Below are 26,486 nucleotides of genomic sequence, written 5' to 3'. Positions count from 1 at the left end.
TTCAGCCTATCACGAGATTGACAGAGACTCAATTATGTATTTTGCTATGACTCTGCCCGCTTCTGGTTTGGCAAAGTTCTTTGCTGCCTCTGACATCTTCTGGAGTTCTGCTTTATTGGCAAAGAGGGAGTGTACCCGTTCTAAAAAGAAGTGTGGGGTAAGGTTGTTTTCTTCCAGCACAATGCACGCGCCTGTTTTTTGGTAGGCATAGGCATTCTCTATTTGGTGGTTTTGGGCAGATTCTGGCAGGGGAATTAAAATGGAGGGTTTACCCAGGGCAGCAATCTCAAACACCGACCCCGATCCTGCCCTGCTTATGATGAGGTCTGTTGCAGCATACATATGGCGCAGCTCTGTTTCTTTAAGAAAGGCAAAAGGATGGTATAATCCCCTTCTCTCTTTTGCCACAATTACTTCTGCCTCTGCCTTTACCTGAGAAAAGTTCTTTTCCCCTGTCTGATGGATGATTTCATAATCTTTTAGTGCTTCATCTAATATAACCAAAAGCATATCGTTGACCCGCTGAGCTCCCTGAGAGCCCCCCAGCAGCAAGAGTACGGGTTTTGTTCCCTGTAAGTTAAAGAGCCGCTTTGCTTCTTCTTTAGAACCCGTAAGTATATCTTTTCGAATAGGGTTACCCACCTCCACAACCTTGTTTTTGGGAAACTCTTTGGTGTTTGGGAAAGACACAAAGATTTCAGAAGCAAACCTTGCTACGATTTTGTTTGCCATGCCAGGAACAATGTCGGATTCATGCAGTATAATGGGTACGCGAAGAATCCATCCTGCAATGGTAGAAGGAACAGACCCGTATCCACCCTTTGAAAAGATAATGTCTGGGCCCAAAAAAAAGATACGAAAGAATGCCTGTATGATGCCAAGAGGTACTTTGACAAAAACATCAAGGAGATTCTTTGGCAAGGACTTTAAAAACTCATAGCGCCGTATCTTGCCAGAAAAGATATGGTAGGTTTTTATTCCTTCTTGAGACGAGAGCATTTCAGAAAATTCATCTTTTGGACCCATGTAAAAAAACTCCAAAGGTGTATCCCCCTCCTTCGCCGAGGCTTCGGCGGGCAGGTCTGCCTGCGCTCGTATCTCTCGCGTAAGGGCTATGATAGGTAGGATATGTCCTCCTGTTCCTCCTCCTGTAAACAGAATCTTCATGTTATCTCATTGTATATGATTTTGAGGTTAATTTCAGTAGAATGCCCATTGCAATGAGTTCTACCACCAAGGCAGAGCCACCATAGGATATGAAGGGCAAGGGAATACCGGTCAAGGGCAAGAGTCCTGTAATGGACCCCATGTTGATGAATGCCTGCAGGGTAATCCAGGAAGCAATACCCACCGTTGCAATTTTTGCAAATGGGTCCTCAATTTTTCTTGCTAAAGCAAAGCTGCGCCAGGCAAAGAACAAAAAGAGCATCACGAGAAAGACAGCTCCAATAAATCCCAGTTCCTCTGCCACCACAGCAAAAATGGAGTCAGAGATGGGCTCTGGTAAAAACCCGAACTTTTGAAAACTTAGACCCAGACCAATGCCTGTTAACCCCCCAGAGCCAATGCCGATTAACGCCTGCTTTATCTGATATCCTTGGCCCAAGGGGTCAAGTAAAGGGTCGAAAAACACTTGAATGCGCGAGAATCGGTAGGGTGCAATCTTAATCAAGAAATAGAAAAGTCCCAGTCCCGAAAAGATTATGAGGGGTGTATGCCACAAAGGGGTTCCCGCAACAAAGTACATGATAATGCCAGTCAGGCCAATGACCCCTAATGTGGAGGCGTCTGGTTGCTGGATTAAGAGAAAGCTGATGATTCCTGTGACCACGACAAAAGGAAACAATGCCTCCTTTCCTTTTAAGAGGTGATGTATCATTCCTTCCTTTTTCTTGCTGGTTTCACTGTGTTTTGTAACCTTGGCTGCCAGCAAAGAAGCAAGGTAGAGAATGAAGGTGAGTTTTAGGAGTTCTGAGGGCTGAAAGGACTGGGATCCTATATAGATCCAGCGGTGGGCTCCCTCTGGACTCCCGATACCAGGCAAGAACACCAGAATCAACAAGAGAATGTTGGCCAAGAGCAGAGCAAAGCTCCACTTCTTTATCATTTCAGGAGAAACAAAAAAGAACGCCATGGCCCCAACAAGAAGCCCGGGAAGAAGGCCCAAGAGGATTTGATGGTTCAAAAAGTAGTAGGTGGTGCCAAAGGTCTGCAAAGAGAAAGAAGCAGACACTGAGGCCAAAATAAGGATGCCCAAAAACACAAGCAGCACAATAGTGCCGAGAAGTACGGGGTCAACCCCCCATTTCTTTCTCCTTCTCCTATCCATACCGTTTCACAAACCCCTTAAACTGGTTTCCCCTGTCTTGGTAGTCATAAAACAGGTTAAAGCTGGAGGCAGCGGGCGAAAGAAGGCAGATCTTCCCAGTTTTTGTGTGCAGGTAAGCGAGTTGTACTGCCTCTTTCATGCTTTTGACAAAAAATATGTTCTTTGGTTTCTTCTTTAAGGATTTGAAGATTGTTTCTCCGGTTGTGGGAAAAAGAATAAGGGTTTTTATCTTACTTTGTTCAATTCTTCTTGCCAATTTTGTAACACTCACTCCCCTGTCAAAGCCTCCTGCGATTAACGTTGTAACAGTATTGCTCAAAGCATCCAATGCTAAAATTGTGGCTTCAGGTATGGTGGCGAGGGAATCGTTTACAAAGACAATGCCCTTGAACATCCCAATCCTTTCTAATCTATGAGGTAAAGGCTTGAAGCTCTTTATCGCTTCTTTCATTGCTGAGGGTGTAATGCCAAAGAGTTTGCCCACAAGCAAGGCGGGTTCTATTGGGGCGATAAAAGACGGGTTCTTTGAAACTGTTTCTGGAGCGAAGGGAATCTTTTGTGCTCTGCTTTTCTTTGCAATCTTTGAAACCTCATTGTCTTTTGCGTTGTAGATAAGAAAATCTGTTGAGGTCTGAAAAAGGGTGATGTTTGCTTTTGCTTTCTTGTAGGCAGCAAAGCTGCCGTGGTGGTTTAAGTGTTCTTCGTACAGGTTCAAGAATACTGCAATGTGAGGACTTTTGTTTAAATGTTCTAACTGAAAGCTCGAAAGTTCATAAACAAAGATATCTTCTGGAGTTTGCTTTGAAAGAAACTGGAGAGCGGGCGTGCCAATGTTTCCTACCAGCTTTGCCTTCTTTCCTCCTTTTTTGAGCATGGAACAGATAAGGGAAGCCGTGGTGCTCTTTCCTTTGCTGCCCGTTATTCCCACAATGGCGCCTTGGCACTCTGAAAAAAAGATATCTGTCTCTGAGGTAAGATGCTGTTCTTTTTTGAGCAAGGGTTTCACTATTCTTAAAGGAATGCCAGGACTTTTTATTACAACGTCATACTGCCTCATTGCTTTTAGGTAATTTCGGCCCAGATGAAGCCTTACTCGTTTCTTTGGAAGATTAGGCAGGGATTCCTTTTGATCTGCAATGCCAAATACTTTATTGGGAAAATGCTTTCTCAAAAACTTATAGGTGTCTCTCCCCTCTCTTGCAAAGCCAAGGATCAGAAGCTTCTTGCTTTTCAATTCACTGATATACATAGCAACTAAATGAAATTAAGGAGTAAGCGCTTTCTTGAGTATTTGTTCAAACTTTTTGGGGAGGAAATGCATTTTATTCCAGGCATACAGCATGAGGTGGTCTTTCTTCTTTTGCAATGCAAGCAAAGCCCTACTTTCTGCTATAGTGCCTACACACTCAAAGGGCTTAAATCTCTTCTTGCCTGTGAGTTCTTCTAAGAGTGGCTGTAGTTTCTTTTCCTTGAGAAGATTCTTTTTAAAGATAGCAATCGTCCGTTTCTGACCTATAAAAGGATACAAGGAAAGGAACACAAAGAGACATTTGGCACATTTCCCGCACCACTCCCCTGTTGGTTTTTTGCTTCCTGATTTTGTTTTGTAGGCTTCGTTGCAGCTCAAGAACACAGGGAAGTACTTTGGGTATCTCGAAAAGAGCTTTGCTATCTGCAATTCGTACAAGGGACGTAAGAAACTAAAGTATTCAACATCTTTGAGAAGATATTTCTTTGTATATGCCCGAAACTTCTTTTCAAAATCATAGGTCTTGGAATACTGATGATTGATGATCTTGCCTTGGTATTTTACATTTCCTTCATTTGAGCTCCGTTCGTTGGAAAGAGCTATGTATTTGTAGTCAAAAAGAGCTGCACAGAGAACTGTCAGGAACGCAAGATAAGCAGAAAAAGGCGTGTGTCCATTGAGGTATCCCTTACGATTTAGTTTCAAAAGCTCTGGATCAATGGTGCGTTCTACCACAATTGGTTTCCCTGTCTTAGTTAGACTAAGGATACGAAGCTGTTCTTTTTTTGGGTTCAAGAGAAGGGGGCGCAGCAAAAGCTTTGCTTTTTTGAACAGCTCAAGCGTTACCACCGCATCCTTTCCCCCGCCCACAGGCACCAATGTCCTGTTGCTTAAACGAGATTTAGGAGTTCCTAAATCTCGTTTAGGAAAACTTCCGGTGGAGGTTATTGTAAGGAAGTTTTTCTGGGTAAAGTCTATCTTGTTTTGAAAAAAGTACTCTCCCATTCCTTGAAAGATGAGATCTTTAAACCAGGCAATCTGCTCTTTTGTAAGATGCCCCGCTTCAATAACAATCTTGGGCGAGGCTGTTGCCTTCCAGTAGCTTATCATCTCAAGTAATCCAAGATGAAAGATAATGTTCTCAATGTTTGGATGCTTTTTTGGTATGTTCTTTACCACTATTGTTGGGCGAAAGGAGATGTCTGGTCGCCGACGCGCCATAGCCGCTTTGGCGACGGTGCGGGGTACCGCAAACTCAAAAGAGATGCAGAGATCTCCCCCAGAACGCTTGTAGGTATACCCCCGATAGAAAAACTTCGGATATTTTTTTCTCAACACCTCTATCTTCATAGAAACTTAGTTTCACTAAGAAGCTATCCGAGTAGTCTGACAGCAACTCCTACGAAAGCTGCGACAACTCCGATTACCCAGAATCGCATGGTCACCTTGGTGGAAGGCCAGCCCATGCCTTCAAAGTGATGGTGTATGGGGGCTGCGAGAAACACCTTTTTTCCCTTTCGTAGTTTCTTTGAGGCAACCTGAATAATGACCGATGCGGATTCTGCAACCAAGAGTATGCCAATAATCGGCAATACCATGACAGAGTCGGTGAGAAAGGCAACCACTGTTAAGGTTGCAGTCAGTCCCATAATCCCGGTTTCACCCATGTAAAAACGGGCTGGAGGGATATTAAACCACAAAAAAGCCAGCAGCGCCCCCACAATGGCAAAGCACAAGGTCGCCAAGTCAATTTGCCCTTGCGCAAAGGCAATTAACCCATAGGCGGTAAAGATGGAAGCAAAAGTACCGCCAGACAAGCCGTCAATGCCGTCAATGACTCCCCCAGAATAGGTGGCAAGCATGACTATAACAAAGAAGGGAATCATGGCAAATCCCAAAAATACATCTCCTATCCCAGGAACAAATACGGTGTCCCAGCCGAGCTTTGAGAAAAACCACCAAGCCCCCACCAAACCAATAAGAAAAACCAAGGTGAAGCGCAGTTTTAAAGAAAGTCCCCCTGCAGTGTATTTGTTTATCCTTTCCCATAAAGACCGCAAAAAAATGTTTGTGGGGGCCGAAAGAACTTGAAGAATATCATCCAAAAAACCCACTGTGGAGGCCGCAACCAAAGTTGCCAAAGGCAGCCAGGTTTGGGACCTGGAAAGGAAGTTGAAACCCTCAAGCCAGGGATTCCCCGTTTTTGACAACAAAAAAAAGAATAGGGCTAAAAATGGGGGTGTAACCCAGATTAATACTCCCCCAAAGCGAGGGGTTTTCACCTCCCCTTCCTGGTGAAACTTTTTAAAAATGGGGAGTTCCCCGCCCCCCATGGCAGTTTGCCTTACTGATTTTCGCCAGAGCTTGTATTTGTAGAGAATGTTGGTAAGCCCCGGGGTCAAGAAAAGAGCAACCAAAAAGCCGGCTGAAACCATAAGAGCAATCTTAATAACAGAAAAGGAAAGTAATGGGATCATGCGCTAGAAGGTATAAGAGTCAAAAACCCAGTTGACCAGCTCTCTCATGTCTTGAAATCTTTTGCTCGAACCCAACACCACGTTTACCAAATATCCCTTTCCTTTGGGACTTTCCAATACCAAAACAAGAGCTCCTTTAGCTTCCGGGGTCCAGCCGGTCTTTCCCCCCAAGACTTTGGTGGGCCATCCATTCAAAGACAAGAGCTCATTGGTGTTTTCCATGGTGTGATGGAACTTGCCATCACTGGTGTGCAGGGGGTAACTTTGAAGTCCCAGAATCTCAAAGACGGAGGGATGGAATGTTTTGAGGTACTGTGTCAAAAGGAATAGATCCTGTGTGGTGGAATAGTTTATTGCCCCCCCTTTAATGTCAGGGTCAAGGCCTGCGTGGTTCACAAAAAAGGTATTTTTAAGGCCAAGAAACTCTGCTTCTTGGTTCATGAGATCCAGAAAGTTTGACATCCCAACCTCCAAGGCGAAGGCAGCTGAGGCATCGTTGGAAGATTCCATGAGCAATGGATACAAAAGGTCTCGCGGCCAAAACCTGTCCCCCTCCCTGAGTTGCCCAAAGTTCTCTTCTTCCAATACAGCAGCCCTTGAGATTGTAATTTCCTCGTCTAAAGGATAATGGCGCACAATCACCAAAGACCCCATGAGCTTAGTCAAGGAAGCAATGGCAAGTTTCTTTTCTGTATCCTTTTCAAACAAAGCCTTGCTTTCTTGGGTTTTCCCATTCACAAATACCGTGAGTAGAGATGCGCTGCTCAATTCCAAGGAAGCAGTATTTCCCTTTTGCAGTGGAAGCACCTCTTGAACCTTAGCTTCCAAAGCTGCCTGTGCGGTGAATATTTGGGGGTTTCGTGCGAGTTCTGAGAACAAAAAGAAATCTTCCATATGCTGGCTAAAAACATTTAAAGTCCACCAAAAAGGAAGACTCAAGAGAAACACCCCGAGAAATATTTTGAGATTCCCTGTCATTTTTTCTTGCGCCTCCTCGGCGCACCCGCCGATGAGGCGGGCTTCTTTATCTCAAGATGCAGTTCTTTTAATTGGGTTGCGTTGAGTTCTGAGGGAGCTGCCATGACAGAAGTTCTCCCTTGTCCTGTTTGGGGAAAGGCCTGTACTTCCCGTATATACTCCTCTCCAAGAAATGCCATGAGTAGTCGCTCAAAGCCTTGGGCGCACCCGCCGTGCGGAGGAGTTCCATATTCAAAGGCCTCCAGCATGTGTGAAAACTCCTCTTCTATTTCTTTATCCTTGTATCCCAAGACCCGGAAAGTAGCTTGCAGTATCTCTGGTTTGTGCGTCCTGATGCTTCCTCCTGCAATCTCTAGGCCATTGCACACCAAGTCGTATTGGGAAGTTATGATCTTCTCAATGTTTTTTCCTTCCAGAAGCCATTGCTCTTGCTCTTCTTTTAAAGGAGCTGAAAAGGGATTGTGGGTAAAGGTCCACTTACCCTCCTTAGTTTTCTCAAAAAAGGGAAAGTCCACAACCCAGGCAAAAGCCAATATTCCTTCCTCCTTTTCTTTTTTTGTTCTTAGGTCAAACTTGTCTGTCCCATACTTTTTCACTGCTTCCTTATAGGTAATGACGGGAAAGGGTTTTTTTGCAATCTTTCCTCCTATCTTCTCTATGGCAAATACAGTCATCTCTTCCACAACAGCCATGACGTCTTCCCTATTAACAAAGCTCATCTCAAGGTCCACCTGGCTGTGCTCAAAAGCTCGGTCTGCCCTGGGGTCTTCGTCCCGGATGGCTCTGGCAATTTGGAAATACCGCTCAAAGCCGGCGGTCATGAGTAATTGCTTGTATTGCTGGGGACTCTGGGGTAAGGCAAAGAACTTGCCAGGGTAAATTCTGCTGGGAACAACAAAATCCCTGGAGCCCTCTGGCGTAGATTTGGTGAGCATGGGGGTCTCAATTTCCACAAACTCTTTTGAAAAGAGGTATTCCCTTACTGCTTTGATGTATTCAGACCTTACTTTGATGTTTCGCTGCAGCCTCGGTCTCCTCAGATCAAGATAGCGATATTTCAATCTCAGCTCCTCTTCAATGTCATACCCCGCAGTATCAATGGGAAAAGGTAGGGGCTTGGCTTTTGAAAGTACGGTGAGCTTGAGGGCTACCACCTCAATAGACCCCGTGGGGAGTTCGGGGTTTTTCATGTTCTCGGGGCGTTCTTTTACTTCCCCCTCTATTTCTACGACCCATTCTGGGCGAACAGGCTCAACCTCTTTTGACGCTTTGAACACAACCTGAACTATTCCTGTTCGGTCTCTTAAATCTAAAAAAACCAGTTTTCCATGGTCGCGGCGTGTCTGTACCCACCCAGCTAATTTTACCTTCTTTGCCACTTTCTCTGGAGTTTCTCTTGCGAGAATTCGTTCCATATAATTGCGGTTATTTGTAAGGAAATCCACAGATTTCTTGTAATACAAATAAAAACTATCCTTGAGGTAGGATAGCATAAAATCACGGCAACTCAAAAGCCTTTGTTCTTCCCTATTTCAGATTTCTTCGTTCTCAAATACTCAATGCCATGGCCGTCAAAGAGAAGAATGTCCAAAAGAACAATATCTGGTTTTTCTTTGCCATACCTAATTATACAGGTAACTCTATAAAGAAAGTGCTGCCTTTCCCCTTGCCTGGTGATTTTGCCCAGATCTTGCCTTTATGCATTTGCACGAACTGCTTTGCAATATAGAGACCCAGTCCCGCTCCTTCTGTCCACATCTTAGTACCTGTTTTGCCTCGCGTAAAACTCTCAAAGAGGTGCTGCAGTTCTTCTTTGGACATTCCTTCCCCCGTGTCTTTAATGGTTATGAGTACGCTTTTGGTTTGAAGGTTGCGGTTTTCAGGCTGGGGCGTGAGCCGAAGCGTAATGGAGCCCTTGGCAGTATAGCGAATGGCATTATCAATGATGTTCAAGACAACGTTCCTCATCTTGGCAGGATCTAGGTTGAAAGAAGGCAGGGGAAGTTTGGGTTTTCGCAAAACGAGTTTTAGATTCTTTTGTTTCGCCTTAATCTTAAGTTCGTCAACTACTCCTTGCAGTACCTCTTGAAGCTTTGCTTTTTGTGGTTCCATCTTGATTCTGCCTGACTCAATGCGAGAGATATTAAGAAGATCATTGACCAGGCGAATTAAGCGTTCATTGGAGTCGTAGATGTTTGTTATTGGTTTTTTTTGCTTTGAAGAAAGCTTGCCGTAGCTTCCTTCCATAAGCATGGAGATATATCCCTTAATGGCAGTGAGTGGAGTTCTCAACTGGTGGGAAGCAATAGAAACAAACTCCGACTTTGCCTCGTCCAGCTCCTTTAACTTCACATGGGCTCGCTCCAGTTCTTGGCGCTGCTTGATTTCATTTATCACGCTTTTCACAAACAGGTAGCCAGCTGCCAAGAACGCTATGAGCAGTCCCCCTTTCCAGAAGTATTCAAAAGCGGTTCTAGAAAGAACGAGGTTGATAAAAAGGAGCACGGAAATGATGCCAACCAGCATTTGGGTCAAGACGACACGAATGACAAAAAGCCGTTTGGTCACAATGACGGGTGAATGTTCTGTTGATAATACTCTTTTGATTTTGTGAGTATACAAAAAACCCAAGAAGGCCACTTATAAGGAGATTCAAGAGGGCGGTAAATGAGTACTGAAGAATCTCCTCTAATGCTACATCATTCCTGTATCTCCTCCCACCGGAGGCGGTGGTGGAGGCGGAGTTGGCCGCGTGGGAGGAGGTGGAGGTGGAGGTGGCGGCGCAGGAGGTGTTGGTTGCTTTGGCGGTACCGGAGGAGGCGAAGGCGGAGTTGGCCGCGTGGGAGGAGGTGGAGGTGGCGGCGCAGGAGGTGTTGGTTGCTTTGGCAGTACCGGAGGAGGCGAAGGCGGAGTTGGCCGCGTGGGAGGTGGAGGTGGCGGCGCAGGAGGTGTTGGTTGCTTTGGCAGTACCGGAGGAGGCGAAGGCGGAGTTGGCCTCGGGGGTTCTGGCCTCACGGGAGGCGGTGGTGAAGGTGGTGGCCCCTGAGGGGTTTTGAAGGAAGGAGGCTGTGGGCCTTGAGGCTTTGGACTTTTCCCCTTTCCCCTGCTCATTACAAAGTACCACGCCACTGCTGCTACCACGATGATGATTACGATTATTAAAAGAAATGGCATGAATGTGGTTGGTTATTTATACAGTCTCGACCTCTTTTTCTATTGTCCTCTTTTAGTATGGGGCGTGTCAACCCCTCCCTTTCCTAAAAAGACTAAGAAAGGGAGGGGTCAATCGCAAGGTTTACCCTGAGCATAGTCGAAGGGTCAGATTTTGGTAGATATCTCCAGCTCCCATAACTACAACAACCTCTCCTCCCGTGAGGTTTCTTTTAAGATACGCTTTAACCTGGTCAGCAGTGGGGATGTACAGAACTTCTTTTGGGGCTCCTAAACGAGATTTAGGAAATCCTAAATCTCGTTTAGGCATCATCCGTTTAGGCATCATCTGGATTTTCTCTATGAGTTTCTGAGAGGACACTTTGCCCCTGATTGCTTTTTCTTCTCTGCCTGCCACGTCATAAATATCCATTAAGAGAAGTTTTTGAATGGGAAGGCGGGAAAGCACCCTCACAAAATCTTTGAAAAGATAGAACGTCCTTTGATACTGGTGGGGTTGGTATACAAGCCAGATGTTCTTTTTAGGCCATTTCTCTCGCGTGGCCTCTATTGTTACCTTAATCTCTGTTGGGTGGTGACCATAGTCTGATACCAAGGTATAGGGTTTGGGCTTTTTGAGGGAAAACAGTTCAAACCTGCGCCAGGAACCTTTGAATTGAGAAAGCGCCTCCAAACTTTTCTTGTCTGGAACATTCAGAAGTCTTGCGACCTTAAGGACGGAAAGTGCGTTTGAAACATTATGTTCTCCTGGTATCCAGAGCGCAGACTTTACCTTTTTAGCCCCCTTATGCTTTTTTGAATACCAGATAATCTCTTTTTTAAAACCCTTGAGTACCTTTTGAACGTTTTTGTCGTCTCTGTTTGCTACTACTATTCCGTCTTTTGGCAAAAGGCGAACATACTTTTTGAAGGTTTTGATAAGGTTTTCCAATGTTTTGTAAAAGTCTAAGTGATCAGCTTCCAAAGAAGTCAAGATAATGATTTGGGGGCGATAGTTTAAAAACGAGGCAAAGTGTTCGTCAGCTTCAATAACCAGGTATTTGCTCTTTCCCACCCTGCAGTTGCTGTTGCCAAACTCTTTTAACCTGGTGCCCACAATGACCGTGGGATCCAGCCCTGCTTTGGTGAGCAACAGTCCGAGCATGGCAGTGGTAGTGGACTTCCCATGAGTGCCAGAAACCGCAATGGTGTAGTGTTTTTTAGTAAGCTCTCCTAAGGCTTTAGGGTAGGAGAGTTCTTGTATCTTCTTTTTTCTTGCAGCCATGCGCTCTGGATGATTCCTTGGAACTGCAGGGCTGAAAATAACTTTTTCTATTTTTGTCGTAATCAAGGAGGCCTTTGGTTTTCCAATGTGTACCTTTGCCCCCAGGTTTTTCATTTGTATGGTAATCTCGCTTGCTGTCAGGTCAGAACCCAAAACCTGCCATCCTTTTTTTAGGTAGTACTTTGCCAGGGCAGAAACCCCTATTCCCCCAATACCAATAAAATGTATTCGCTTTTTCATTAAGGAGATAATGGTATAGATTCTATCACGCTGTATTGTGCGCCCGTTCGTTTGAGCCTGCTTTCCATGACTTGCAAAGAAGAGACAGGAATCTTAAGGGATATTTCCTCATTGACTTCAGGGCGCTCTTCTGGCTCTATCATTCGGAATTCCCATTCATTCAATCTAGCCAATGTAATGTGCAAAGAGAATGGGCGTTCCTCTTGGTATCCCAGCGCCCCTGCCAAGTCTTTTTGCAAAGACAAGAGTTCTTTTGACATTGTCCCCTTCGTCCATATCATCCTAGGCTGTTTTTCTGAGGGCCCGTATGCAATCTTTTGAAGGAAGAAAGAAAATTGTTTGTGTTTTGCTGCAATTTCTCTTGCAATTCTCTGTACTTCCAGAAGTTCTTTATCAGACGTATTGCCAAGAAACACCAAGGTGACATGGAGATTCTCTGGTGTTATCCAGCGTGCAGGGAGTTTAAGCCACTTTTCCTTGTATCCCAGAAGCTCTTTTCTTGTCTTCTCTGGCAGGTTTATGGCGAGAAAAATCCGATGCAACATGATTGAATAGTAGCATAAATAAGGTAAAATGAAACTGTAATGCCAAAAGAAGAAAAAAACAAAAAGTTGGTTGAGATACTGCGGGAGATTGCATATTTAGAGGAACTTCAGGGAACCAAACATAAGCCACGGGCATACCAAAAAGCCGCCCTTGCCCTTGAGGAACTTAAAGAAAGCGTAGGGAGAATATACAGGAGAGAAGGGCTTTCGGGAGTAAAGAAGATACGGGGCATCGGCGTGAGCATTGCTCAAAAGATTGAGGAGTATATTGGTACCAGGAAGATTGCATATCGCGATGAACTCTGGCGCAAGACCGTACTTCGTCAGATTGTCACGTACTATTTTATAACAAAGGGCGTCTCACTCGTGGAGCTTAAAAGAAAGGCAAAAGCAGAGAAAATCGTATACGGAAAGTATGCAAAGTCAGCGCGCGAACTTCTCTTGCTTGCAGGTTCTTTAAAAAAGGCGGAGAGTGCAATAAAGAAAGTTGCAGAATGGGCAAACTCCAGAAAGCTTGATTACACGCTTGATACGGTGATAAAACGTTGGCCGGAGTTAGAACAGCTCAAACCGAAAGAAGCCGTCAAAAAAGCCTTCTTTCGGGGAGATCCTATGATATGGGATGAACGAAAGAAGAAATGGTTTGTGGTGACACCCGAAGGCGAATGGCTGGAGTTTGCGGCAGAAGAAAAGGACATTGAGTGGCGCATTGTTCCCTAAAAGAAAACGCGAGCCCGAGAAGAGCTCGCCTTGCAAAGTAAAGTGAGAGGGAGAGCACGCCGGAGCAAAAGCTGCGGCAGCCGCGGGGCTCAATCCCTCTTTCGGAATAGGAGTGGCACCTCCTCTATTCCCTTCTCTGGATTTCTCCAGAGCAGCTCCCTTACACCGAGGCTGATTTGAGAGCTTTGCCTAAGCCACGGACATCTTCTTTATACCATTACATTATGACAAGTCAAGACCTTAACTTTGTATTTTTTGGAACAAGAGAGCTCGCAGCAAAAGTGTTAAAGCGTCTTTTGAATGCAGGATATTCCCCTTCTTTGGTGGTGACTGCGCCAGACAGAAAAGCTGGAAGAAAACAGGAACCCACATCATCACCGGTAAAGGAAGTTGCTTTAAGGCACAATCTTCCTGTAGCGCAACCCGAAAACCCAGCAGAACTTTTAGAGAGAAAGGAACTCAAGGAGGCTGAACTCTTTGTATTGGGTGCATACGGGAACATCCTGTCAAAAGAATTGGTGGAGTTGCCTCCCAAAGGAGTTTTGAACGTGCATCCTTCTTTGCTTCCAAAGTACCGGGGACCGGCCCCAGAACGCTTTACCTTGCTTAAAGGCGAGAAAATAACAGGAGTCACTATTATCCTGTTAGATGACAAAGTAGACCATGGCCCAATCTTAGCAAAAGAAGAGTTTGTTATTCCAGAAGACATGCGGCACGAAGAACTCCACGCAAAGCTTGGAGAGATAGGAGGTGAACTGTTGGTAAAAACTTTGCCCCTTTGGTTAGAGGGCAAGATTGAACCAAAAGAGCAAGACCACAGCAAAGCCACCTTTACCAAGAAAATAACAAAAGAAGATGGGAGGATTGACTGGAACCGGGAAGCTGAGTATATTGCAAGGCAGATTCGGGCCTTTCACCCTTGGCCCGGCACCTATACCTCCTGGAACGGAAAGTTTCTTAAAATATTAAAAGTCAGTTCTCCTAAGCTAAACTTAGGAGACGAGAAGAAAGTACCGGGCACAACCTTTGCGGTTGATGGAAAAATTGCAGTACACACCGGAGAGGGAGTACTTAGCATTGAAGAGCTTCAGCTTGAAGGAGGAAAACCCATGCCCGCAAAAGACTTTCTCTTAGGCCATAAAGATTTTCTTGGCACAATACTTGCCTAAATGAGATTTAGGAGCTCCTAAATCTCATTTAGGAAAAAGCGCTTATGCTTTCCCATGTTGAGCTAAAAAAAGGAACTTATTTCGTGTATGAAGGAGCCCCCTGCTTAGTTCTTGAGCATTCTTTAATGTTCAAAGGACGGGGAAGCTCTGTGATGCAGGTAAAGCTGCGAAACCTAAAGAACGGAAACGTTCTGAGCCGCACTTTTCACACGGGAGACGAGTTTGAGGAAGCGGAGTTAGAAAAGCTGCAGGTCAAGTTTATTTATGAGAACCAAGAAAAGTATGTCTTTGCAGAAACAAACAGTCCCTCAAAGCGTTTCGAGCTTACAAAGAAACAGATTGGATCTCAAGTGGAGTTTTTGATTCAAAGCACCGAAATGGAAGGGGTGCGCTTTCAAGGTGAGATTTTAACCATTGCGCTCCCCATTAAAATGAATCTTAAGGTGAAAGAAGCTCCCCCTGGTATAAAGGGTGATCGTGCTGTGGGTGGCACTAAGACTGCTATCTTGGAAACGGGAGCTGTGATTCAAGTTCCCCTGTTTGTGGACACCGGGGACGAAATTGAGGTAAACACACAAACGAGTGAATACGTAAGAAGAGTGCAGTAATCACTTAATCTCAGGGTACTCTGTGCCGAACAATGCCATCTTCATTCGCCTCTCGTAGCTGTAGTAGGTATTGGGAAGGTCTCTCAAGTTAAAAGAGTGGCCGATTTCTCGTATAAGAGCCGTCTTTGTTGTTTCTTTTGCCAAGAGGAATCGAAAACTTTCCTGGACGAGACGTTCTGAAGAATGTTTGCCTAGAGTGAGTTTTTGCCAGTAGTCCTTGTCAACGCTCACCGAAAAGCCAACCCTGTATTCCGCTTGCCTTCCCACTTCTACTATGAACCGCCAGCCCTTGTCCGTTTCTTCTTTTCTTTGAATGACAATGGGGTCCATAGGAAATCGGCTTATCGGATTTCGTACTTGAGGGTCATTACCACGCTCACTTCTTGTGACCCAGGCTCAATGCTGGGAGCGGGAGGACTCGGTGCTTCTCCCCTGCTACTTTCGAGCGTTACATAGCCAAAGGAAGGTGAGAAACTTTCTTGGATTGAAAGAAGGCGCCCTACCTTAAATCCTCCCGCTTCTGCTATTGCCTGTGCCTTCTCTTTTGCTTTTTTAATGGCTTTTGCCCTTGCTTCGTTTTGCACCTGTGTTGGGTCGTCAATGGTGAAAGAAAGCTGGGAAACACTGTTTGCTCCATTTTCTACCACCCCGGCAAGCAGGCCCCCTATAACACTAAAGTCCCGAACTTTCACCTGTACTGTTTGTTGTACTGTGTACCCCACGATTTCAGCAGGCGGGCACGGGCCGTTTTCTCCGTTGCAGATGTAGTATTGGTAGCGAGGACTAACCTGGTAGGCTTTTGTGCTGATGTCTTTTTCCTCAATGTTCTGTTCTTTGAGGAACGCAATGGCGGCATTCACCTCTCTTGTGTTTTCTTCTTGAGTGACGGCAAGGTCAATTCCTCCTTGGGTGATGACTCCAAAAGAGAATTGAGCAATGTCGGGAATTGTGGTGACACTTCCCTCTCCTAAAACTTGAAAGCTTCGAAAGGAAGCTGGCTCTGTCGCTTTTGAGTAGGATGCTACAAACCATACAATACTTAAGCCAAAAACAATTAAGGTTCCGATAACGGTAAGAAGAAGGTAGTTTTTAAGCGTTGTATTGTTCATAATATATTTGCCATGATTATTGCTCTCTTACGTCCAGGAGTTCTACTTCAAAGACGAGAGTTTCGTTTTGCAGACGGTGGCCCGGACTTGCTCCATACCCAAACTCTGGAGGTATGGTGAGTTTTCTTTTACCCCCAACTTTCATTCCTTCAATTCCCTGATCCCATCCTTGAATGACCTGGCCTGTCCCCAAGACAAACTCAAAAGGAGTGCCGCGATCAAGAGAACTGTCAAACTTGGTTCCATCAAGCAAGGTTCCTGTATAGTGCACCACGACAATCTTTCCCGCAGTAGCTTCTTTCCCCTCCCCCACTATAGTGTCTTCAATTTGAAGTTCGCTTGGTGCCATAGTTTCTTCTTTTTGCTCGGATTGGTTATTAGTCTCTTCCTTCGGACTTTTGCTCAACGATAACACATACCCTACAATTCCAAGAAGTAAGATGGCAACTATACCCAAGAAAAATACTTTCATAATTCTGTAAGAATTTCAAGGTTCTGCCAGTAGGCAGGTTCTTATATGCTACAATAATACCATACATGGAAGAGCTCGTGCAACACCTAAAAGAAGTAGAGGTTCTCAAAACGCCAGCCCTCGTTAAGGCATTTTTGGGGATAGATAGAAAGGACTTTGTGCTGCCAGAATATCAAAATCAGGCATACGAGGATTACCCTCTGTCTATTGGCTTTGGCCAAACTATTTCCCAGCCCTACACGGTAGCTTTCATGCTGGAGCTTTTGCAGCCAAAAAAAGGTGAAAAGATTCTGGATATTGGTTCGGGTTCCGCCTGGACTACTGCCCTTTTAGCTCACGCCGCAGGTCCCAAAGGAAAGGTATACGGAACAGAGGTGTTACCGGGCTTGGTGCGCTTTGGGCAAGAGAATCTTTCAAAGTATGCTTTGTTGCCAGCTAAGGTTGTTCAGGCAAAGAAAGAAACCTTGGGATTTCCAGGGCAAGCTCCCTTTGATAAAATCCTGGTTTCGGCCGTTGGTAAAGAGATACCAAGAGAACTTCTTTCCCAGCTCAAAGATGACGGGGTCATGGTGCTTCCCGTGCAGGATGCGGTGGTGCGCATACAAAAAGTTCCAGGCAAAGAACCCGACATTCAGCGATTTGAGGGCTTTGTGTTTGTTCCCCTTATCTAGAAAGCGCATATTTCCTTAATTTCGTTAAGGAACCATTGGCTTTTTGTATTAGTGTGCTGGTATCCCCGTGGACACAGAGTGGACAAAAATTCCATTCTGCCCCATAATGAGTGATAACTTATGCGTATTGCACAAGTAGCCCCTCTCTGGTTTGAGGTCCCTCCCCAAACCTACGGGGGGAGCACTCTTATAACTTCTCTTGTTACTGAGGAGCTAGTAAAGAGAGGGCATGAGGTAACCCTGTTCGCTACCGCCGATTCAAAGACGAAGGCGAAATTAATCCCCATATGGCCTACAGGTGTCTATAAAGACGCTGGTGTTTGGTATACCTATGCTGTATTCGCTTTGCTCTGTAAAGAACTTTTGGAACGACAGGATGAATTTGACATCATTCATGACCATTGGGAATATTCCACAGCCCCCTTCAGCAATTTTTTTAGGCCTCCTGTCGTCAGTACTATCCATAGTCCCCTTACCGAAGAAAATACCATTATATACAAAAAATTCCCGAATATTCATTATGTAGCAATTTCGGATGATCAGAAGAAATCCGCACCAGGGTTACATATCGCGAAAAGAATCTACAACGGTATTGATATTGCTAGGTATCGCTTTAATGCGAGACCAAAAGATTACCTTCTTTGGTTATCTCTTATTGCTCCTGACAAGGGGTTACCAGATGCTATTGAAATTGCGAAGATGGCCGGGGAGAAGCTTATAATTGCAGGTCCAATCTTTCCAAGGAGTGCAGACTACTTTGAGTATCGAATCAAACCTTTAATCGACGGGAAACAGATTCAATTTGTGGGAGTTGCAGATTTTAAAAAGAAAGTAAGACTTCTTAGGGAAGCAAAAGGTTTACTCTTTCCAGTATTTAAAAGACAAGAACCCTTTGGTCTTGTAGTTATTGAGGCCATGGCTTGCGGCACTCCGGTTATTGCTGCGAGATCCGGCGCTATGCCAGAGTTAATCAAAGATGGCGAAACAGGATTTCTTGTTGATACCAAGGAGGAGGCTGTTCGAGCCTTAAAGAATCTTCACGCTATCTTAAGGCGGCGCTGTCGTGAACATGTTGTCGAGAATTTTTCCATGCAGACCATGGTGGATAACTATGAGCAACTGTACAAAGATATTCTCCGTCAGAAGAGGTGAAAAAAGATTACCAGCGAAAAATCCTTAAGGGAATCCTGAGGATTTTCTCATGAATCTGCAAACCGAGAAAGTTAAACAGGGCACAGGTTGCCCAAGCCTGGGGGTAAGCTGCGGTAGAGATTGGAATAACTTTTCCATCAATTACCCCGTAGTGCTCAGGAAGAAAACCAAGTTCTCTGTGTGCTGCAAATAAAGCTTGTCTTATTTTTTGATATTCATTGAAGAAGCCGTATTTCTTCAAACCTTGAGCTATTATCCAGTTATCGTGAGGCCAAACGGACCCCAGGTGATAGGCTTGAGGGTCAAAATCCGGTTCTTGCGTTGAATGAGTGCGGATGCCAAAAGGTGTCCACATATCTTTTTCAAATAGCCTTTCCACTATTTTCTGTTTTTTCTCATCATCTATAATACCCGTAAAAAGACAACGTCCGGGATTGGAAGTAATTGCTTTCCTCTGTCTCTTTTTTCCGTCTAATCCCAATGCAAAGTAATTTTTCTCATCCATCCAGAATTTTTTATTAAACTCTTTTTTCAAGTTTTCTGCCCTTTCTTTGAGTTTCTCTCTCAAATCAAAGTCTCTTCTTACATCTGCCAAGTTGGCAATCTCTTCTAAGGCCAAGTAGTGATATCCTTGAACTTCTACAATAGCCACAGGTGGCTTTATTTTCAAATGATTCTCAAAACTATCTTTCCATCCCTGATGAAAAAGTCCGTTTGGATTTTTTCTTTTGTACTCAATAAAATAGTCCTTATCCTTATCACCACATTCTTCTAGCCAGTGCAAAGCCATGAGGACATTTTCCCAATGCTCCTGCAGAAACTTTCGATCTTTTGTTTTTTTGAAATAAAAAGCAAAAAGAATCAGGTAAAGAAGAGTGGAGTCAACAGAGCCATAGTAAGGAAAGGGAAAGTAGTGGTCAGGATGCCAACTCTCCTCCAAATCCATTTCATGGATTATCTTACCGGGCTCTTCTTCTCTTTCGTCGTTAAACAGTTTACCCTGATGTTGAGAGAGAATTTCTAAAGTTGATTTGCAGATTCCCGGATTCCAATCTAATAATTGCCAAGCGGCAATCAAAGAATCTCTTCCAAATAAACGATTATAGTTGGGTAGGCCGGCTCTTAGAAATCCTCTTCGGTCTTTGAGGGTTTGAATTTCTTTGAGCAATTGTTTGCGGAGCCGTATCCGCTCGCGTTGCGAGCTTTCATCCATAATATATTAACAGCATCATAGTTGATGCCAATGGTTAATTTACAAGAGAATACATATTATACCATAGGTTAATACAAAAACAAATATTTGATAACCCCTTTCTTTCATAGGTATAATGACAGCATGGAACAAAAGACCCTTCCAGAACTCTTTTTTCGTGTATGCCAAAGATACACTTCTCAAACCGCATACCTGTATCGTCCCAGATTTCGGACACTGAGCTGGACATACCAAGATTTATGGAATCATGCGGTTTCCTTTGCGCATATTCTCGGGCAACACAACATTCAAAAGGGAGATCGCGTAGTTCTTATAGGATTTAATTCCCCTTTTTGGGTAGCTTCATTCTTTGGTATCCAGCTTCGGGGAGCGGTAGCGGTGCCTCTCAGTCCCGAGAGTAAACCTGAGTTTATTCAGGGTATAGTCAGACAAACTCAAGCAAAATGTATCTTCAAAAATCGCACCATCTCAACCAAAGGAATTTCTATTCCTATTGTTTTTATTGAAGACATAGCAAAACCCAGTACGCCAGTCCATGCTTCCCTTCCTGCTCTTGGCGAACATGATATCGCAGAGATTGTATATACTTCAGGAACCACAGGAAACCCCAAGGGTGTTATCCTTACGCATAAAAACCTTCTTTCCAGTCTTGCAGGTTCCCGCAAGGCAATCCCCGTAGACCACACCATGCGATTTGTCTCAATTCTTCCGCTTTTTCACATGTTTGAACAGTTGGGAGGCATGCTGGTTCCCCTTGCCGCTGGCGCTCAAGTAAGCTATGCGGCTTCTCTGAGTCCAAACCATCTGAGCAGGATATTTCAAGATGATAAACCAAACCGCATGTTGGCAGTGCCGGAATTTTTACGGCTCATATATCTTAGAATCAGAGACCAAGCTGAAATAAAACATAAGCTCAGAATGCTGGAAGTGCTGCTTTCAATTTCTCAAGCAATCCCATCCATGGCTTTGCGCCGACTCTTTTTTCGCAACATCCATAAAAAGTTTGGGTGGAACATGCATACCATCGCTTCTGGGGGAGCTGCACTTTCAAAAGAGGTGGGTGAATTTTGGGAGAGTTTGGGTATCTATATTCTCCAGGGATACGGTCTCACCGAAACTTCACCCGTGCTCACCGTCAACAGCTATCAAGAGCGCACTATTGCATCTGTCGGCAAGCCAGTTCAAGGCGTAACTCTCAAACTTTCAGGGGACGGAGAAATACTTGCGAAAGGCCCAAATATCTTTGCTGGATATTGGAGGGACGAACAGAAAACAAAAGAAATATTTGACGAAAAAGGGTGGCTTCGGACCGGAGACATTGGATTTTTTGACCGAAAAGGATACCTTCACATTAGAGGCCGCAAAAAATTTATGATTGTACTGCCCTCTGGTGAGAATGTATACCCTGAGGATATTGAGTTTGAGCTGAACAAAGAACATGGAGTGGCTGATTCTACGGTTCTTGGCTTAAAAAGGAATGGAGAGGAACAAGTACACGCAGTTCTTCTCCTTAAAAAAGATACAGAGGTCAATCCTCAAACCATTATTAATAAAGTCAATGCCAAATTGATGGCATATCAGAGGATTCAAGGTTTCTCTGTATGGTCTTTGGATGATTTTCCCCGTACTCCCACGAGAAAAGTAAAGAAACATGAAGTGCTGCCAGTTATTGAAGCTGAGATTCAAGGTAAAAGAAAGGAGGAGCTTCCTTCTAAGACCCCTTCAATCCTTCAAGAGATTGTTGCAAAGGTAGCAGAGGTTCCTGTACAAGAGGTTAAAGACGAGAAGCGGCTTGTTGCTGACTTCAATCTAGACTCCCTAAAGCGCATTGAGCTCGTAGCCAGAATTGAAAGCGAGTTTTCTGTTGCCTTAGACGAAGCTGAAATTACTCCCCAGACCACTGTGCGAGACATACGGGAAACGATTACAGAGAAAAAGCAAAAACACATACTCTATCCATTTAATCCAAGACCATTTGGAAGTTATACCACCTTCTTGAGAGCACTTTTTCAGATATTTTTTCTCAAGCCCTTGGTTTTGTATGTTGCCCCCGTAGAAATAAAGGGATTAGAGAATATAGAGCACATCAAACATCCTGTTCTCTTTTTCTCAAATCATTTAAGTACGATTGATGTAGGTGTAATCTATGGAGCACTACCCGCCAGGATTCGAAAACGGCTTGCAGTGGCTGCCGCCACCGAGGTTTTGTATGAAACACAAACGCCTTGGATTAAGTATGCGAAAGGATTTCTAGAATTTCTTTTCGTTATGTTTCCTTTCTCACGCAGCGGGCAGGTAAAGTCATCCGTGGAATATCTTGGGCGCATTATTGACCGTGATTTCTCGGTGTTGGTATTCCCAGAAGGGGTCATGTCCAGGACCGGGAGACTTAGGGAGTTCAAAGGGGGTGCCGGACTCTTGGCAATTGAAATGGGAGTTCCCATTGTGCCTGTCAAACTAAAAGGAACCCAACAGGTTGTCCAACCGGGACCCGAAGGAGCGCCTCCTGTGTTTCGATGGCCTCGTCGTCACAGGGTCAAGATAACCTTTGGAAAACCTTTTCTCATTGACCAAACAATGACCTATCAAGAAGCTGCCCGTTTTATTGAAGAAAAAATAAGAAACCTGTGATTCCCTGCTCAACATGGGGGAATCACCGATAGAATACTACGACAGCAATTGCGTATTCACCGTCGTGAGAAATGGAAAGTTCATGTTTCCATTTTTTCTGCATTAGGAAGGAAGCAAGGAACGGTTTTCCATCTTCTGAATTTTTGACGCAAATTTCTTGCCAGCGGCCAGCTTTAATACCCAAGGCCTTGAGTGTTGCTTCCTTTGCTGCAAATCTTCCAGCTAATTTCTCTATTGATGAATCTGCCCATTCTTCGGGGCAGAACACATTCTGTTCAAAGTATTCCCGACTTTCTCTCAATGTCTTTTCAAATCTTGGAATATGTACGATATCAGTCCCGAGTTTCATAATCATATTTGATTCTACCAAAAAATCGCCGTACTGGCGATTCTTTTTCCCCATGCTGCTTAAATCTCGTTTAAGCATGATTGATTCTAGTGATTATCTCCTAAATGAAATTAAGGAACCATTAACTTCAATGGATATTGCTTAAATCTCGTTTAAGCAACAATGGCTCTCCCTATGGGACGATGTTAGAACCTGTTTTGTGTAAAAGAAAAGCGGGTATTGATATCATCTCACCGCCCTATCATGGTATGAACCCTCATCTTGCTCGATATCGAGCATTTCGTGAAGCATAGAGGGCAATAAACCACAGACCCACAGAGGCAATCAGGAGAACCCCAGAGAGCCCGGGGCCGAAGATCACCTTAAATTCGGTGAACCGCCACACAAGGAGGTTGATAACAACGAGAATCGTCACTACGGGTGCTATCCTGAGCATCCAGTACATATACATATGCCTCTCCCCTGTTCTTGGGTGCTTGTCGTTCACTTCTCTCCTCTGAAATTCGCCATCCTTACTCTACCAAAAAACCGCCTGTTTGGCGATTGATTGGTTAGTATAATAAGAGATCACACCCTCCTACCTATCGGGATCTAACTTTAAGCCTCTTCCAGTGCATCAAAGTTATTCGTAAGTTCTCCAGCCCACTTTTTGCGATCTTCTTCGCTCATCTGTTCCATTTTTTGAATGACACCTTTGTGATCTTCGTCGCCGGTCTCAGCCGCATCATGAAGGTGCTGCTTACCGTTGGCCATCAATTCTTCAGCAGTTTCCCCACGGATCTCCTCGTCACAAACGCCACCCATAGTCTTGCATGTAGTTTTTTTCATGGAATAAATATTAGTAAATGAAGTATTAGCCGACCTTGAATATTAATAGTCTAGCAGATATTTTAAAAAATTCCTAATACAAAGCCAATACTAACGGCGACGGCGATACTTCCTCCGATAATGATAGGTCCACCGACAGTGAGAGGTAATCCCTTTGAATATGCCTGAAGTGCAAAGAAATCAATTCCAAAGGCCATTAGTCCTGCAAGAACAAGGAAGATTATTCCTTTCGGGTCACTAAAGAGTTGGACGTCTTTTATCCTAGGCAGCAGAACAATACTGCCTAAGATGACAGCAGTGAACGACACAAGAATTGCTCCAAACACTTGGTTGATATACGGAGCGGCGAGCTTATGGAATACGGTCCACAAACCAAAAGCTGGTGCTGCTAGAACTGCGAATGCTATTGGATTCATATTCTCATTCTACCAAAAAACCAACAAAAGTTTGAACTCCACTCCCCATGCAACCAAAAAGCCCCTTATTTAGGGGCTTCTGGTGGCATATGAGTACGAGGTTTCTTGCGAATTGGTTTAATCCCAACATTCTGAACCTTTCCCTTGAGACGGGGAGGTTTTCTCAAAGGGAAAGGCGGTTTAAAGCTGCGAGCCCCCTTTTTCTGTTTAGTGGCTTGTTTCCTTTTATATTGTTTGAGTTCCCGTTGCAATTTGTCTTTCACTTCATTGATAGCCAGGAAAATGGTTTTGGCCACAGCTTCCGATCTCATTGACCTGCCTGGCAGATGAATTTGAACTTCTGCTCTCCAGACCTTTCCTGTTTGATGATGCTTGCCAATGCGCCCAACTTCTACCCATCCTTGCACTGCAGAATCCACATGCTTAATAAACCTATCCAAGCTTCCTATCTTCTCCTCAATATACGTGGAGACCTCCGGAGTGAGTTCCATATTTGTTCCCTTCACGCTGTAGCGCATACCAATAGTATAGCTCTCATGGGAACAATTGCCAATATCTTTTCTCAACACGATGGAAAAGAGATACAAATTGAGATATGTCCATTTTAATTTAATCAAGTTTTTAGCGGCACTCTCAAAAGAAGAGCAAGGCCTGCAATGAACAAAAAGAGGATAAAGAAAAGAGCAACTTGGTATCCAATCGTGACAACAATTGCGCCAAAAATAATAGGTCCCAAGACCCCGGAGAGGCGTTCGGTTAACCCTTCAATGCCAAAAAACTCAGCTATTTTCCGATATGGCGAGATTAGAACTACCATATGCCGATTCGCGGTCCAGATGCCTCCAAGTGCCGCCCCTCCTATAATTCCGGCAATAAGTATGCTGGCAAAGGTTTTGATTAAAAGGAGATAAACAATGACAAAAATCCACATTCCAAGAGCAATGATTAGGGCTCGTTTGGGACTAAAGCTGCCTGAAAGATACCCAAATATGAGTGCTCCAACTCCAGCTCCCAAAGCCATAAGGACAAAAACAAAGAAAAACTCCTTGATTTGAAGGCCAATAACGCTTGTGGCATACAGCACTAAAAATATAAGCGTGGTATTTACCGCATCGTTGTAGATAAAAGAAGCAAGCAGGAACCTGCCAAAGGCCGGGAATTGTTTAAGGTTGGTAATGGTAAACTTCAGTGCTTTAAGACCTTTGCGAAAAGCAGACAGAAAGGGTATTTTTTCTTTGAGGGGTTTATCTTTAACCAACAAGAAAAGAGGAAGAGAGAAAATAAGCAGAAAGAGCGCCCCTTCAATAAAAATCACTTGAATGCCAAGCAACGTGTCCCAGCCAAAATACTCCAGCAATGGATAGGCTACGGCCAGGCCAACTATTGTGCCAAGATATCCAATGGCAACTCCCAGGCCGGATACAAAGCCGATTTTGGAACGCGCAACAATATCAACCAGTTTAGCGTCGTAGAGATCAATATCAACGGTGAACAAAAACCGTACCAGAAACCCCAGAATTAAAGCTCCAACTAAACCCATGTATCCGGTAAGAACTGCAAAAATAGCGGTCAGCAAAGTAGATATAATAAGAATTGGCATGCGTCTGCCAGTGGCGTCAGATATTGCTCCTATCAAAGGCACAAAGAGCGCTACGAAAAGAAGCGAAAGACCCATAACAAGGCCAATCTGGAATTCATTTCCTCCCAAATGTTCTTTGATAAGCAAGGGCCAGAAAAAGGTAAAGAAAAGAGCTGCCAGGGCAGTATCGGCAAAATCATAGAAAGTCCAAGCTAAAATCTTTTTATTCTTCAGCAAGGAAAACATGTTTTATTGGCGCCACTGCTCTTTAAGTAGCTTATACAAAAAAACATAGGAGTCAGCTAAACTCGGTACATAATACCTGGTAATATTTTTCATGGTAAAGGGCTTGGGTTGCCCGTGTTCCAGCAGAGAAAGAAGAGCGAAGGAGACTGGCACCTTGTCTTGTAAGGCATCGGCCAAGCGCATTGATTCGGTATGGGGTATTAAAAGGTCTTCTGTTGAATGAATAATGAAAAACCGCGCTTTTATGTCGTCAATTACCCTTAGAGGAGAAAGCTGCAACCCAAATTCTTGAATCTCTGGCGAATCCTGGAATAATTCTTCAAAGCGATTGGGCTGAGAAATAAAGGACTCAAAAAGTTCTCCGTTTATGCCGTGATGCTCCAAACTATTTTTTAAGATTTCTTGGGTAAAGGCCAAAGGTTCAGACTGCCCCCGTATATCTTTGTAAGAGTATTGGCCAGTTACAATAAAGCGCAAAGAGTTCTTAAAATCATAGTATCCTGACATGCTCATTACAAAATGAACGCGGTCTCGAATTCTTAAATCTGCTGCAGCGATTATAACAGGGCCAGCCCCATAACTGATTCCCAGCAATCCTATGCGCCCTGGATTGACTTTTGGGTGTTTTTCCAAAAAAAGAAACAAAGAAACAACATCTTGTATATCTTTGGCGCTCATAATAAGTTCGTCTCCGGTACGGGAAGACAAAAGCACTGCAAAACCAGCCCGAGAAAAACTTTTTGCCACATTAACCAGACGAGCATCTTCAATTCCCCCTCCAACGAATGGGGTGTAGATTATGATTGCCCCCGCCCTATCTTTACCAGCAGGAAGATATAAATGCATCGTAAGGGTACGCAGGCTTTCACTTTCTATACTATGTTTTTTAAGGACAGGAGCAGGCGTAAAAAGGTCTAGCGGTCGCCAGTCTCCCTCAGGAATAGCCATATTAATCCAAAGCGCACCTGTTTTGAAAGCCGTTGCAACCTGAGGAATCTTGGGAACGAGCAAAATCACAAAAACAAGGATAATAATGAAGAACAGTACCTTTTGCTTCTTGGTAAACATAG

General features: G+C 44.2%; 27 protein-coding genes. 7 read left to right on the top strand and 20 right to left on the bottom strand.

Annotated elements, in window-relative coordinates:
• Positions 1–9 precede the first annotated feature (9 nt).
• The 8 genes from IH982_01440 to IH982_01405 all read right to left on the bottom strand — a co-directional run bounded on the left by IH982_01440 (position 10) and on the right by IH982_01405 (position 9,601).
• The gene (locus IH982_01440; protein ID MCH7828516.1) at positions 10–1,167 is read right to left on the bottom strand and encodes a UDP-N-acetylglucosamine--N-acetylmuramyl-(pentapeptide) pyrophosphoryl-undecaprenol N-acetylglucosamine transferase; all 1,158 of its coding nucleotides are present in this window, start codon (positions 1,165–1,167) and stop codon (positions 10–12) included.
• 1 nt (position 1,168) lies between these two features.
• Positions 1,169–2,329, bottom strand: a complete 1,161-nt coding sequence (gene ftsW, locus IH982_01435; protein MCH7828515.1) for a putative lipid II flippase FtsW — start codon at positions 2,327–2,329, stop codon at positions 1,169–1,171.
• Complete coding sequence (locus IH982_01430) at positions 2,322–3,578, bottom strand: UDP-N-acetylmuramoyl-L-alanine--D-glutamate ligase (protein MCH7828514.1); 1,257 nt, start codon at positions 3,576–3,578, stop codon at positions 2,322–2,324. Before IH982_01430 ends, ftsW begins: the two co-directional genes overlap by 8 nt.
• A gap of 15 nt (positions 3,579–3,593) precedes the next feature.
• On the bottom strand, positions 3,594–4,928 hold the full coding sequence (locus tag IH982_01425; protein ID MCH7828513.1) for a hypothetical protein: 1,335 nt from the start codon (positions 4,926–4,928) through the stop codon (positions 3,594–3,596).
• A gap of 23 nt (positions 4,929–4,951) precedes the next feature.
• Positions 4,952–6,055 (bottom strand): hypothetical protein, encoded by a 1,104-nt coding sequence (locus IH982_01420; protein MCH7828512.1) that lies wholly within the window; start codon positions 6,053–6,055, stop codon positions 4,952–4,954.
• Positions 6,056–6,058: 3 nt separating this feature from the next.
• Positions 6,059–7,033 (bottom strand): D-alanyl-D-alanine carboxypeptidase, encoded by a 975-nt coding sequence (locus IH982_01415; GenBank protein MCH7828511.1) that lies wholly within the window; start codon positions 7,031–7,033, stop codon positions 6,059–6,061.
• A complete protein-coding gene (locus IH982_01410; protein ID MCH7828510.1) occupies positions 7,030–8,448 on the bottom strand; it encodes an aspartate--tRNA ligase in 1,419 nt (472 codons plus the stop codon). Before IH982_01410 ends, IH982_01415 begins: the two co-directional genes overlap by 4 nt.
• 211 nt (positions 8,449–8,659) lie before the next feature.
• Positions 8,660–9,601, bottom strand: coding sequence for a HAMP domain-containing histidine kinase (locus IH982_01405; GenBank protein ID MCH7828509.1), 942 nt, complete (start codon positions 9,599–9,601; stop codon positions 8,660–8,662).
• Between the two features lie 161 nt (positions 9,602–9,762).
• On the opposite strand from IH982_01405, the gene IH982_01400 reads away from it, so the two are divergent.
• The gene (locus IH982_01400) at positions 9,763–10,089 is read left to right on the top strand and encodes a hypothetical protein (protein MCH7828508.1); all 327 of its coding nucleotides are present in this window, start codon (positions 9,763–9,765) and stop codon (positions 10,087–10,089) included.
• Between the two features lie 239 nt (positions 10,090–10,328).
• Here IH982_01400 and IH982_01395 read toward each other — a convergent pair whose 3' ends face one another.
• Together IH982_01395 and thpR are read right to left on the bottom strand one after the other, a co-directional pair.
• Positions 10,329–11,708 carry a UDP-N-acetylmuramate--L-alanine ligase gene (locus IH982_01395; protein MCH7828507.1) on the bottom strand — a complete coding sequence of 460 codons (1,380 nt, stop codon included), beginning with the start codon at positions 11,706–11,708 and terminating at the stop codon, positions 10,329–10,331.
• Positions 11,708–12,253, bottom strand: a complete 546-nt coding sequence (gene thpR / locus IH982_01390; protein ID MCH7828506.1) for an RNA 2',3'-cyclic phosphodiesterase — start codon at positions 12,251–12,253, stop codon at positions 11,708–11,710. The genes IH982_01395 and thpR overlap by 1 nt, the downstream gene beginning before the upstream one ends.
• 39 nt (positions 12,254–12,292) lie before the next feature.
• Between thpR and IH982_01385 the strand changes: the two genes are divergently transcribed.
• The 3 genes from IH982_01385 (at position 12,293) to IH982_01375 (ending at position 14,750) form a co-directional block, all read left to right on the top strand.
• Positions 12,293–12,973 (top strand): hypothetical protein, encoded by a 681-nt coding sequence (locus tag IH982_01385; protein MCH7828505.1) that lies wholly within the window; start codon positions 12,293–12,295, stop codon positions 12,971–12,973.
• Between the two features lie 224 nt (positions 12,974–13,197).
• Positions 13,198–14,142 carry a methionyl-tRNA formyltransferase gene (locus IH982_01380; GenBank protein ID MCH7828504.1) on the top strand — a complete coding sequence of 315 codons (945 nt, stop codon included), beginning with the start codon at positions 13,198–13,200 and terminating at the stop codon, positions 14,140–14,142.
• A 44-nt stretch (positions 14,143–14,186) separates the two neighbouring features.
• Entirely contained in the window at positions 14,187–14,750 is a 564-nt protein-coding gene (locus IH982_01375; GenBank protein ID MCH7828503.1) for an elongation factor P, read from the top strand.
• Here IH982_01375 and IH982_01370 read toward each other — a convergent pair whose 3' ends face one another.
• The 3 genes from IH982_01370 to IH982_01360 are packed head-to-tail and all read right to left on the bottom strand — an operon-like array spanning position 14,751 to position 16,208.
• Complete coding sequence (locus IH982_01370; GenBank protein MCH7828502.1) at positions 14,751–15,080, bottom strand: hypothetical protein; 330 nt, start codon at positions 15,078–15,080, stop codon at positions 14,751–14,753. It abuts the gene before it with no gap.
• A gap of 11 nt (positions 15,081–15,091) precedes the next feature.
• The gene (locus tag IH982_01365; protein ID MCH7828501.1) at positions 15,092–15,859 is read right to left on the bottom strand and encodes an SIMPL domain-containing protein; all 768 of its coding nucleotides are present in this window, start codon (positions 15,857–15,859) and stop codon (positions 15,092–15,094) included.
• Positions 15,860–15,875: 16 nt separating this feature from the next.
• A complete protein-coding gene (locus IH982_01360) occupies positions 15,876–16,208 on the bottom strand; it encodes an FKBP-type peptidyl-prolyl cis-trans isomerase (GenBank protein MCH7828500.1) in 333 nt (110 codons plus the stop codon).
• A gap of 188 nt (positions 16,209–16,396) precedes the next feature.
• Between IH982_01360 and IH982_01355 the strand changes: the two genes are divergently transcribed.
• Both IH982_01355 and IH982_01350 read left to right on the top strand, forming a co-directional pair.
• A complete protein-coding gene (locus IH982_01355) occupies positions 16,397–17,002 on the top strand; it encodes a methyltransferase domain-containing protein (protein MCH7828499.1) in 606 nt (201 codons plus the stop codon).
• A gap of 120 nt (positions 17,003–17,122) precedes the next feature.
• Positions 17,123–18,154 carry a glycosyltransferase family 4 protein gene (locus tag IH982_01350; protein MCH7828498.1) on the top strand — a complete coding sequence of 344 codons (1,032 nt, stop codon included), beginning with the start codon at positions 17,123–17,125 and terminating at the stop codon, positions 18,152–18,154.
• A gap of 7 nt (positions 18,155–18,161) precedes the next feature.
• On the opposite strand, the gene IH982_01345 is transcribed toward IH982_01350, so the two are convergent.
• Positions 18,162–19,367, bottom strand: coding sequence for a hypothetical protein (locus IH982_01345; protein ID MCH7828497.1), 1,206 nt, complete (start codon positions 19,365–19,367; stop codon positions 18,162–18,164).
• Between the two features lie 123 nt (positions 19,368–19,490).
• Between IH982_01345 and IH982_01340 the strand changes: the two genes are divergently transcribed.
• Positions 19,491–21,998, top strand: a complete 2,508-nt coding sequence (locus IH982_01340) for an AMP-binding protein (GenBank protein ID MCH7828496.1) — start codon at positions 19,491–19,493, stop codon at positions 21,996–21,998.
• A gap of 22 nt (positions 21,999–22,020) precedes the next feature.
• Here IH982_01340 and acpS read toward each other — a convergent pair whose 3' ends face one another.
• From acpS to IH982_01310, 6 genes are all read right to left on the bottom strand, one after another.
• Entirely contained in the window at positions 22,021–22,401 is a 381-nt protein-coding gene (acpS, locus tag IH982_01335; GenBank protein MCH7828495.1) for a holo-ACP synthase, read from the bottom strand.
• A gap of 543 nt (positions 22,402–22,944) precedes the next feature.
• The gene (locus IH982_01330) at positions 22,945–23,175 is read right to left on the bottom strand and encodes a hypothetical protein (GenBank protein MCH7828494.1); all 231 of its coding nucleotides are present in this window, start codon (positions 23,173–23,175) and stop codon (positions 22,945–22,947) included.
• Between the two features lie 62 nt (positions 23,176–23,237).
• Positions 23,238–23,591 carry a hypothetical protein gene (locus tag IH982_01325; protein ID MCH7828493.1) on the bottom strand — a complete coding sequence of 118 codons (354 nt, stop codon included), beginning with the start codon at positions 23,589–23,591 and terminating at the stop codon, positions 23,238–23,240.
• 65 nt (positions 23,592–23,656) lie between these two features.
• Positions 23,657–24,208 carry a ribosome-associated translation inhibitor RaiA gene (gene raiA, locus IH982_01320; protein MCH7828492.1) on the bottom strand — a complete coding sequence of 184 codons (552 nt, stop codon included), beginning with the start codon at positions 24,206–24,208 and terminating at the stop codon, positions 23,657–23,659.
• On the bottom strand, positions 24,205–25,416 hold the full coding sequence (locus IH982_01315; GenBank protein ID MCH7828491.1) for an MFS transporter: 1,212 nt from the start codon (positions 25,414–25,416) through the stop codon (positions 24,205–24,207). Before IH982_01315 ends, raiA begins: the two co-directional genes overlap by 4 nt.
• Positions 25,417–25,419: 3 nt before the next feature.
• Positions 25,420–26,484 (bottom strand): hypothetical protein, encoded by a 1,065-nt coding sequence (locus IH982_01310; GenBank protein MCH7828490.1) that lies wholly within the window; start codon positions 26,482–26,484, stop codon positions 25,420–25,422.
• Positions 26,485–26,486 lie beyond the last annotated feature (2 nt).

It is taken from the genome of Patescibacteria group bacterium (genome assembly GCA_022563395.1).
Classification (GTDB): domain Bacteria; phylum Patescibacteriota; class Minisyncoccia; order Minisyncoccales; family UBA10102; genus 01-FULL-49-22b.
The sequence above is the reverse complement of the archived record's forward strand: the minus strand, read 5'-3'. Positions and strand labels throughout refer to the sequence as shown.